Below are 7,024 nucleotides of genomic sequence, written 5' to 3'. Positions count from 1 at the left end.
TTTTTTGGACGAATTGGCCATCGAAAGGGAGCGTTTGATCTGGTTAAAGCACTATCACTACTCCCTAGAGAATATCATTCCCAGGTACGGCTAGTAATGGCTGGCGATGGTGAATTAGAGCGTTTAGAAGAGCTGGTTCAAGATTTTGAACTCCAAGATGTTGTCTCTATTATGAGTTGGATTAGTCCAGCCCAACGAGAAGCTCTGTCGCGAGAAGCCAGCGTTTTTATACTGCCTTCCTATAACGAGGGCTTGCCGATGGCTCTGCTGGAGGCGATGAGTTGGGGTCTGGCTGTCATTACAACTCCTGTAGGTGGCATTCCAAGTGTGATTCAACATAAGAGAAACGGTCTTTTGGTTGATCCGGGTGATGTCTATCAAATTGCAGACTCGATCAAGTTGTTAATAGACGACTGCAATCTAAGGCATGAGCTAGGTAGGGCAGCATACACAAGCGTTTTACCCTTTGGCTCTAATAAGTATTGGCAATCGCTGACACATGTTTATACTTCCACGCTGTTTGAATCATAGGTTTTGCTCATTGAAGATGTGTTTTGGTGGCAAGTTTCTGAAAGGCACTTTATAGTTTTTATACTAGTTTTCTGCCAGTTCTGACTTAGTTAAACCTGTCGAATTGACCAATTCGGAGATGCAATGAGAGTTAATATCTGTGGTGTTGGAGTTGATGATTACTCCTTTGACGAAGTGGTGAATCGGATTGTGCATCACGCCCTCACATCCACAACACCGGAATATGTGGTGACTCCAAACGCACACCACATTATGATGTTGCAGCACGATCGCCTATTTCGAGAGATTTATCATCATTCGTTTCTTTCAGTTCCAGATGGTGTCCCGCTGCTTTGGGCTGCTCACTTCTTGGGAACACCGCTTAATGGGCGCGTCAATGGAACCGATCTGTTTGAAGAATTATGCGCGGTTGCTGCACAAAAGGGACTTAGAGTTTTCTTGCTGGGGGGGCGTCCCGGTGCGGCAGATCGTGCTAAGGCAGTGTTGCAAGCGCGTCATCCTTCTTTAGATATTGTGGGTACACACTGCCCGCCGTACGGATTTGAGCGTGATCCTGATGAACTCGCGCTGATCCAGTCGAAAGTGCGTGCTGGTGCTCCCCATTTACTCTTCGTAGGTTTGGGAGCACCCAAGCAGGAAAAGTGGATGTACGCCCATTACAAGGCGCTGGGGGTGCCCATTTCTTTGGGGATCGGCGTGAGTTTTGAACTGGTAGCAGATATGGTCAGACGTGCCCCGGTGCCTATGCAAAAGCTGGGCATGGAATGGCTATTTCGGTTGCTAATGGAGCCAAAGCGTTTGTGGCAGCGCTATATTCTCGGCAACCCATATTTTGTTTGGCTTGTGTTGCGGCAGCGGTTAGGGATTGCGTCGTTTCGTTTGGAGTAAGTCCCTATGTCTCAAGTTAAGACTTTATCTCGTCGGGATTGCCTTCTGTTTGGGCTAGGAACCGTTGTAGGTATAGGCCTGCATTCTGCTAAAGAAGCGATGTCTCAGTCACTTCTCGTGTCAGAACTTTCCCGATCAAGGTCGATAACTCCTGAAATGGCGATCGCCCTCGAATCCGAAACACAGTCGCTCAAGCAGCGGGCTGCTGCCAAGGGATTGTTCTTTGGGGCAGCAGCACGTCATCGGGATCTACTCAGCAGTCAGTCGTTGGCAAATTCTTATATCCGCGAGTGCAGTGTTCTTGTTCCTGAATGGGAACTGAAATGGGCCGCTGGAGATCTACCGCTGCGCCCCAACCTAGATCGGTTTGACTTTACTCGGAGTGACGAGATGCTCAGGTTTGCCAGAGCAAACGGGCTAAGTCTGCGCGGACATGCCCTAGTCTGGCACTTGTCTAACCCGAGATGGCTGAGGGAAACCCTGAACCCAAGCAACGCTGAGCAACTGCTGACTTCTCATATCCGCACAGTCGCAGCACATTTTGCAGGTCAGATTCATTCCTGGGATGTGGTGAATGAAGCAATTGAAGTTCCTGATGGACGCTCCGATGGGCTAAGGAATAGTTTGTGGCTAGAGTCTTTGGGGGAAGCCTATATCGACTTGGCATTTCGGCTTACTGCTCAGGTAGACTCCCGGGCGCTTCGGGTCTACAATGACTACGGATTGCAGTATGCTACGTCGAGTCATGAGTCAAAGCGTAAAGCGGCGCTAAAGCTAATGGAACGGCTGATAGTAAGCGGAACGCCTGTGCAAGCTTTTGGAATTCAGTCACACCTACGGGCAGGCGAAACCCGCTTTGATGCTGAGCGATTGAGACGGTTTTTGAAGGATCTGGCCGACCTGGGGCTAAAAATCCTGATCACTGAGTTAGACGTGAGCGATCAGAATGTTCCGGCTAATCCGTCAGTTCGCGATCGTCTCGTGGCCGATGCCTATCGGGAGTATCTAGATGTTGTGCTGGACGAGCCTGCTGTCATTGGTGTAGTGACTTGGGGGCTGAGCGATCGCCATACGTGGCTCTCTGGCGATAAGCCCCGCGAAGACGGGCTACCTGTCCGTCCTCTGCCGCTGGACGAAAACCTGGAGCGCAAGCCTGCATGGTGGGCGATCGCCCAAGCCTTTGATAACGCTCCCCTTCGCTAGATCCTGCCCGCTACTAGCGAGGTATCTCGCAGCGAGGCACTTCATAGTTACTTCATAGCTATCGGTGACATAGCTATCGGTGACGAACATAGCTATCGGTGACGAATATACTCGTACACGCCCAAGTAGGCCTCGCCTGGATCTTTCCACGAGTAATCATAGGCCATGCCTTGCAGGACGAGCTTCTCGAACTCTTCAGGATAATAGCGCCATAGCCCGATCGCCCGATCCATCGCCGACTCTAGCGCCTGAAAATCGGTATGTTGAAAAACGTAGCCGTTGCGCTTTTCGGGCGGGTGGTTTTCGTCATAGTCCCGGTCAAACACGGTGTTCACCAACCCACCCACGCCGCGCACAATGGGAACCGTGCCGTACTTCAGACCAATCATCTGGGTCAGCCCACAGGGTTCAAAGTTGCTGGGAACGACAATCATGTCTGCCCCTGCGTAGATGAGGTGAGAGAGTTCTTCGTTAAAGCCAAGCTCTAGGTGAGCGTCTGGATTGCTGTAGAGAAAGTTCTTTTCGTGCCAGAACCAGTCGTTGATACCGCGCTCGGTGGCAGATCCCAGCAGCACAAACTGGACACCCCGCAGCAGCGCATGATAAATCGCATGGTGAACCAGATGCACGCCCTTTTGCTCATCCAGCCGACCGATGTAGCAGATGAGGGGCTTTTCGGGGTCATGGCGCAAACCCAGGCGATCGCGCAGTGCTTTTTTATTCTTAACCTTGTTCTCTAGGGTTTCGGCGGTATATTTTGCCGGAATGTATTTGTCAATTTCTGGGTTCCAAATGTCGTAATCAACACCGTTGAGGATGCCACTGAACTTGTAGCTGTGGGTGTGCAGCGTGTGCCCCAGACCATAGCCCTCGCTGCCATAGTGGGCTTCCCAGGCATGGTGAGGCGAAACCGTGTTGACATGATTGGCGTAGACGATGCCACCCTTCATGAAGTTGAGGACGAAAGGATTGAAGTTATCTTGCAGGCGATCGTACTGAAAGTAATATTCCTCGTTGTTTAGTCCCGTCGCCCAAAGGATATCTACGCCGCCGATGCCCTGGTGCTTAAAGTTGTGGATGGTGAACAGCACGCGCTGATTGGCCATGCCGTGCCATTTGTAAATCTCATACAGCATGACGGGCACTAGCCCAGTCTGCCAGTCGTGACAGTGAATCACGTCGGGGCGCTTGTTGGTGCGAAGCAGAAATTCCAGCGCTGCCTTGCTAAAGAAAGCAAAGCGCATGTTGTCATCCGATGCGCCGTAGTAAATACCCCGGTTGAAAAAATTATCCTGGGATTTGGGCTGAATGAAGAAGCAGAGACGACCATGCACCCAGCCGCAAAACACGTCGCACTTGATCGCTGCGCCATACCAGGGCACTGACAAATCTCGATAGGCTTCGTGCAGCCCCCAGATGTGGTCGTACCTCATGCAGTCATACATGGGCAGGATGATTTCGACCGTGTTGCCGCGAATCTCTAGCTCCCGGCTCAGCCCGTAGACCACATCGCCCAGTCCCCCAGCTTTAATCACTGGCGCACACTCAGAGGCAACTTGCACAATATACATGGACGGCTCCTTGCTGAAGGGAAACTGGCTAATGGCTACATTGAATGCTGGCTGGATGCCCCTCAGAAACACTCTGAGAGACGCTCTAAAAAGTACTTTGAAGGCACTTTCTGAAGAGATACATCGAGAGAGGGCAGCTTAGCTGACGCTTCACATGCGATGCTTCACAAAAGTATAAAACCATATTTTGGGGGACTCGTGGGTAGTCTGGGGCGATCGCCCTCAAGAGATTTTCCCAAAGCCAGACTCGACCGTCAGCCTGACTTCTCTTTTTGAGCAGAGTCCTGCCAGAAACCCTTTGATCGCTCTTGTGACCAAGACTTTTGTAATGTAGGTGTAATTGGTAAGTAATGTAGGTGTAGTGCAGGGCTGATGCCGTCAGACGCACTCTCGCCCATCAGGAATGGAGCGGAGGAGATAGACTACAGACGAGCAGCAGTAGCCCGAACAGATCGGCATTCATGTTGGGCAAAGCGCGGCGAGACGATCGGGGACAGGCCGCCCGTTCCAAATCTTGCTCAGCGGCATGGGCTAGCTCAGTGGCCACGCGAGCAGCATAGGGGCGAATAAACGACCAGATCAGCGGCGACAGCCAGCCCTTAAGCGTGACAGAGTAGGACACTCGCGTACCGCAGAGCGTAGACTCAACGCGATAGGTGACTCGCTCCTCTATCCCCGGCAGCGCCAGGATGCGGACGCTCAGCAGCTCGCGGGGCGACACCCGCTCAACAAAAATCCGAATCGGAATCGGCAAAAACAGGCGCGAAACCGCCTGATAAATCAGTCCTGGCTTGGGGATGAGTCCTTTGGGAACGTTGGTGCGGGCAATTAGCGGATGCCAAGAAACGTCAGCCAGGTTAATGACTCGCTGCCAGAGGGCATCCACCGAAGCAGAGCTAATGGCCTGATAGGTTTCCACAAGGGGCTGCACCCATTCTTCCGCACCACGGCGTGAATGCCGACCCCAAAAATCCAACATTTTTCGTCTCCTCGAACACCGAGTCGTTGATCAAATCAAACCAATTTTCGGACTAAATTTTGACCTCATCTAGGGGCTTGCTCCGCGCTAAGCCAGCCTCTAAAAATTTACGAATTCAACGAGGCTCCGGTTTTATCCGCCATTTTTAGTTTTATACCAGGGTTTATCCATCGCTTTATGTAGTCCTGATCCATTCTAAAGGTCTGCTCTTCGTTTCGTTTGTTAAGCCTGGTTTACAAAAAAGCTGGGAGAGCATTCCGCTTGGTCGCAAACCGTCCAATAGGACTCTCACGGGACTCTAAAGGCGGCCCTGGGGCAAAAAATGGCGTATTGGGGCGTATTGACCAGTTCAGCAGCAGATCAGCAGGAGATCATTGCCAGCAGAAACCCGCCAGCAACCCATCAGCGCTAGAGTTAAATAGGAGACGCTCAATTTCACGAATAGCAATGCAGCAGGCTGGTCGGAAAGGCACGCAGGAATGGCTTCAAAGGGCCCATTGGTTAGAGATACTCTGGTTAGCGATACTCCGACCCGTCGCAAGTCGGTGGCGGGTGGCCGGGTGGGTGGTGATTGGATGCTGGATTGGGGCGATCGCGCTGCTGCCGCAAGGGGCGATCGCCGGGCCTGTTGATCCCTATGTGGCGCGGTTTCTGGATGCTTCCGAGCCGGTGGAACTGCCGCTCGATGCAGACACGACCCGACCGTTCTCGGCGATCGACCTAACCGCAGGCAAGCGCCTGTTTGAAGAAAACTGCAAAAACTGTCATGTCGGCGGTTCGACCCTGCCCAACCCGACCGTGCCGCTGTCTCTTGCGGCGCTGAAGGGCGCAACCCCGCCCCGCGATACCATTAATCGCCTGGTTGCCTTTCTGCGGGCCCCTACAACCTACGACGGCTCCGAAGAGGCGCTGGAGTGTCGTCGCGTTTCGGAGGACTGGATGAACCAGACGCAGGTCGAAAACCTATCCGCCTTCATTCTGCGATCGGCTCAGAAAGCACCTGGCTGGGGCACGGCTGATTTCTAGCCGACTCCTAAACGCTGCTCTAGGGTTCGACCAGACAAGCTGACTGTCTGACGGAAATGGGCGAAAGCTTAGAGGCTAGCCTGTTGCCACGCGCCATTACCGTGTATTAAATGAGCGTACTAAACGAGCATGGAGGGATTCGAACCCCCGACCCTCAGAACCGGAATCTGATGCTCTATCCACTGAGCTACATGCCCTCGGCTTCCTGGCGAACGCTTAAGCAGACTCCTAAAGCAGACTCTCAGAGTAGTAAACTTTAGAGCGATCGCCAATCACCACTCAGAGAGTATAGCACTTTAAACCTGGAACTGGAGACATGCCCTACAAGCTGCTGTTTGTTTGCCTTGGCAACATCTGTCGATCGCCCTCTGCGGAAAACATTATGAACCTGCTGATCCGACAAAACGGGCTGGACGGGCAGATTATTTGCGACTCGGCGGGCACGGGCGCATGGCACGTCGGCAACCCGCCCGATCGCCGCATGAACGCCGCTGCTCAGGCGAAGCTGGGCATTACGCTAGAGGGAACCGCCCGCCAGTTTCATCCCGACGATTTTGAGGAATTTGACCTGATCCTGGCAATGGACAAAGAGAATTACGAAAATATTCTGCGCCTCGACCGCAGCGGGCAATATCGCCACAAGGTCAAGCTGATGTGCGACTATTGCCAAACCTATGGCGATCGCGAAGTGCCCGACCCCTACTACGGCGGCACAGAGGGGTTTAACTACGTGATTGACCTGCTGATGGATGCCTGCGGCGGATTGCTGACAGAGTTGAAGGCGAGTGGGGCGATCGCCGAATAGAGGCCAGGTTGCCGTTCTCCC

At 52.8% G+C, this 7,024-nt stretch carries 8 protein-coding genes and 1 tRNA gene; 6 read left to right on the top strand and 3 right to left on the bottom strand.

Annotated features, from left to right (window positions below):
• The 3 genes from IGS51_RS04640 to IGS51_RS04630 form a co-directional block, all read left to right on the top strand.
• Window positions 1–531: glycosyltransferase (locus IGS51_RS04640; protein ID WP_297076533.1), on the top strand; the 531-nt coding region annotated here is incomplete at its 5' end.
• A gap of 123 nt (window positions 532–654) precedes the next feature.
• Window positions 655–1,419 (top strand): WecB/TagA/CpsF family glycosyltransferase, encoded by a 765-nt coding sequence (locus IGS51_RS04635; RefSeq protein WP_297076530.1) that lies wholly within the window; start codon window positions 655–657, stop codon window positions 1,417–1,419.
• Between the two features lie 156 nt (window positions 1,420–1,575).
• Window positions 1,576–2,622 (top strand): endo-1,4-beta-xylanase, encoded by a 1,047-nt coding sequence (locus tag IGS51_RS04630; RefSeq protein ID WP_297076527.1) that lies wholly within the window; start codon window positions 1,576–1,578, stop codon window positions 2,620–2,622.
• Between the two features lie 92 nt (window positions 2,623–2,714).
• On the opposite strand, the gene glgA is transcribed toward IGS51_RS04630, so the two are convergent.
• The gene (gene glgA, locus IGS51_RS04625; RefSeq protein ID WP_297076525.1) at window positions 2,715–4,193 is read right to left on the bottom strand and encodes a glycogen synthase GlgA; all 1,479 of its coding nucleotides are present in this window, start codon (window positions 4,191–4,193) and stop codon (window positions 2,715–2,717) included.
• A 397-nt stretch (window positions 4,194–4,590) separates the two neighbouring features.
• Complete coding sequence (locus IGS51_RS04620; protein ID WP_297076522.1) at window positions 4,591–5,172, bottom strand: SRPBCC family protein; 582 nt, start codon at window positions 5,170–5,172, stop codon at window positions 4,591–4,593.
• Window positions 5,173–5,651: 479 nt separating this feature from the next.
• On the opposite strand from IGS51_RS04620, the gene IGS51_RS04615 reads away from it, so the two are divergent.
• Both IGS51_RS04615 and psbV2 read left to right on the top strand, forming a co-directional pair.
• Window positions 5,652–5,804, top strand: a complete 153-nt coding sequence (locus IGS51_RS04615; RefSeq protein WP_297076519.1) for a hypothetical protein — start codon at window positions 5,652–5,654, stop codon at window positions 5,802–5,804.
• On the top strand, window positions 5,743–6,198 hold the full coding sequence (psbV2, locus tag IGS51_RS04610) for a photosystem II cytochrome PsbV2 (protein WP_367279257.1): 456 nt from the start codon (window positions 5,743–5,745) through the stop codon (window positions 6,196–6,198). Before IGS51_RS04615 ends, psbV2 begins: the two co-directional genes overlap by 62 nt.
• A 124-nt stretch (window positions 6,199–6,322) precedes the next feature.
• On the opposite strand, the gene IGS51_RS04605 is transcribed toward psbV2, so the two are convergent.
• Window positions 6,323–6,395: transfer RNA gene (locus IGS51_RS04605), tRNA-Arg, on the bottom strand.
• A 119-nt stretch (window positions 6,396–6,514) separates the two neighbouring features.
• On the opposite strand from IGS51_RS04605, the gene IGS51_RS04600 reads away from it, so the two are divergent.
• Window positions 6,515–7,003 carry a low molecular weight protein-tyrosine-phosphatase gene (locus tag IGS51_RS04600; RefSeq protein ID WP_297076513.1) on the top strand — a complete coding sequence of 163 codons (489 nt, stop codon included), beginning with the start codon at window positions 6,515–6,517 and terminating at the stop codon, window positions 7,001–7,003.
• Window positions 7,004–7,024 lie beyond the last annotated feature (21 nt).

The sequence above is a fragment of the Thermoleptolyngbya sp. M55_K2018_002 genome, assembly GCF_015295965.1.
GTDB lineage: Bacteria > Cyanobacteriota > Cyanobacteriia > Elainellales > Elainellaceae > Thermoleptolyngbya > Thermoleptolyngbya sichuanensis.
This window is presented reverse-complemented; position numbering and strand designations above follow the sequence as displayed.

Coding starts and splice junctions, on each gene's coding strand:
- IGS51_RS04635 (WP_297076530.1), top strand. CDS start 655: ATGAGAGTTAATATCTGTGGTGTTGGAGTTGATGATTACTCCTTTGAC.
- IGS51_RS04630 (WP_297076527.1), top strand. CDS start 1,576: ATGGCGATCGCCCTCGAATCCGAAACACAGTCGCTCAAGCAGCGGGCT.
- glgA (WP_297076525.1), bottom strand. CDS start 4,193: ATGTATATTGTGCAAGTTGCCTCTGAGTGTGCGCCAGTGATTAAAGCT.
- IGS51_RS04620 (WP_297076522.1), bottom strand. CDS start 5,172: ATGTTGGATTTTTGGGGTCGGCATTCACGCCGTGGTGCGGAAGAATGG.
- IGS51_RS04615 (WP_297076519.1), top strand. CDS start 5,652: ATGGCTTCAAAGGGCCCATTGGTTAGAGATACTCTGGTTAGCGATACT.
- IGS51_RS04600 (WP_297076513.1), top strand. CDS start 6,515: ATGCCCTACAAGCTGCTGTTTGTTTGCCTTGGCAACATCTGTCGATCG.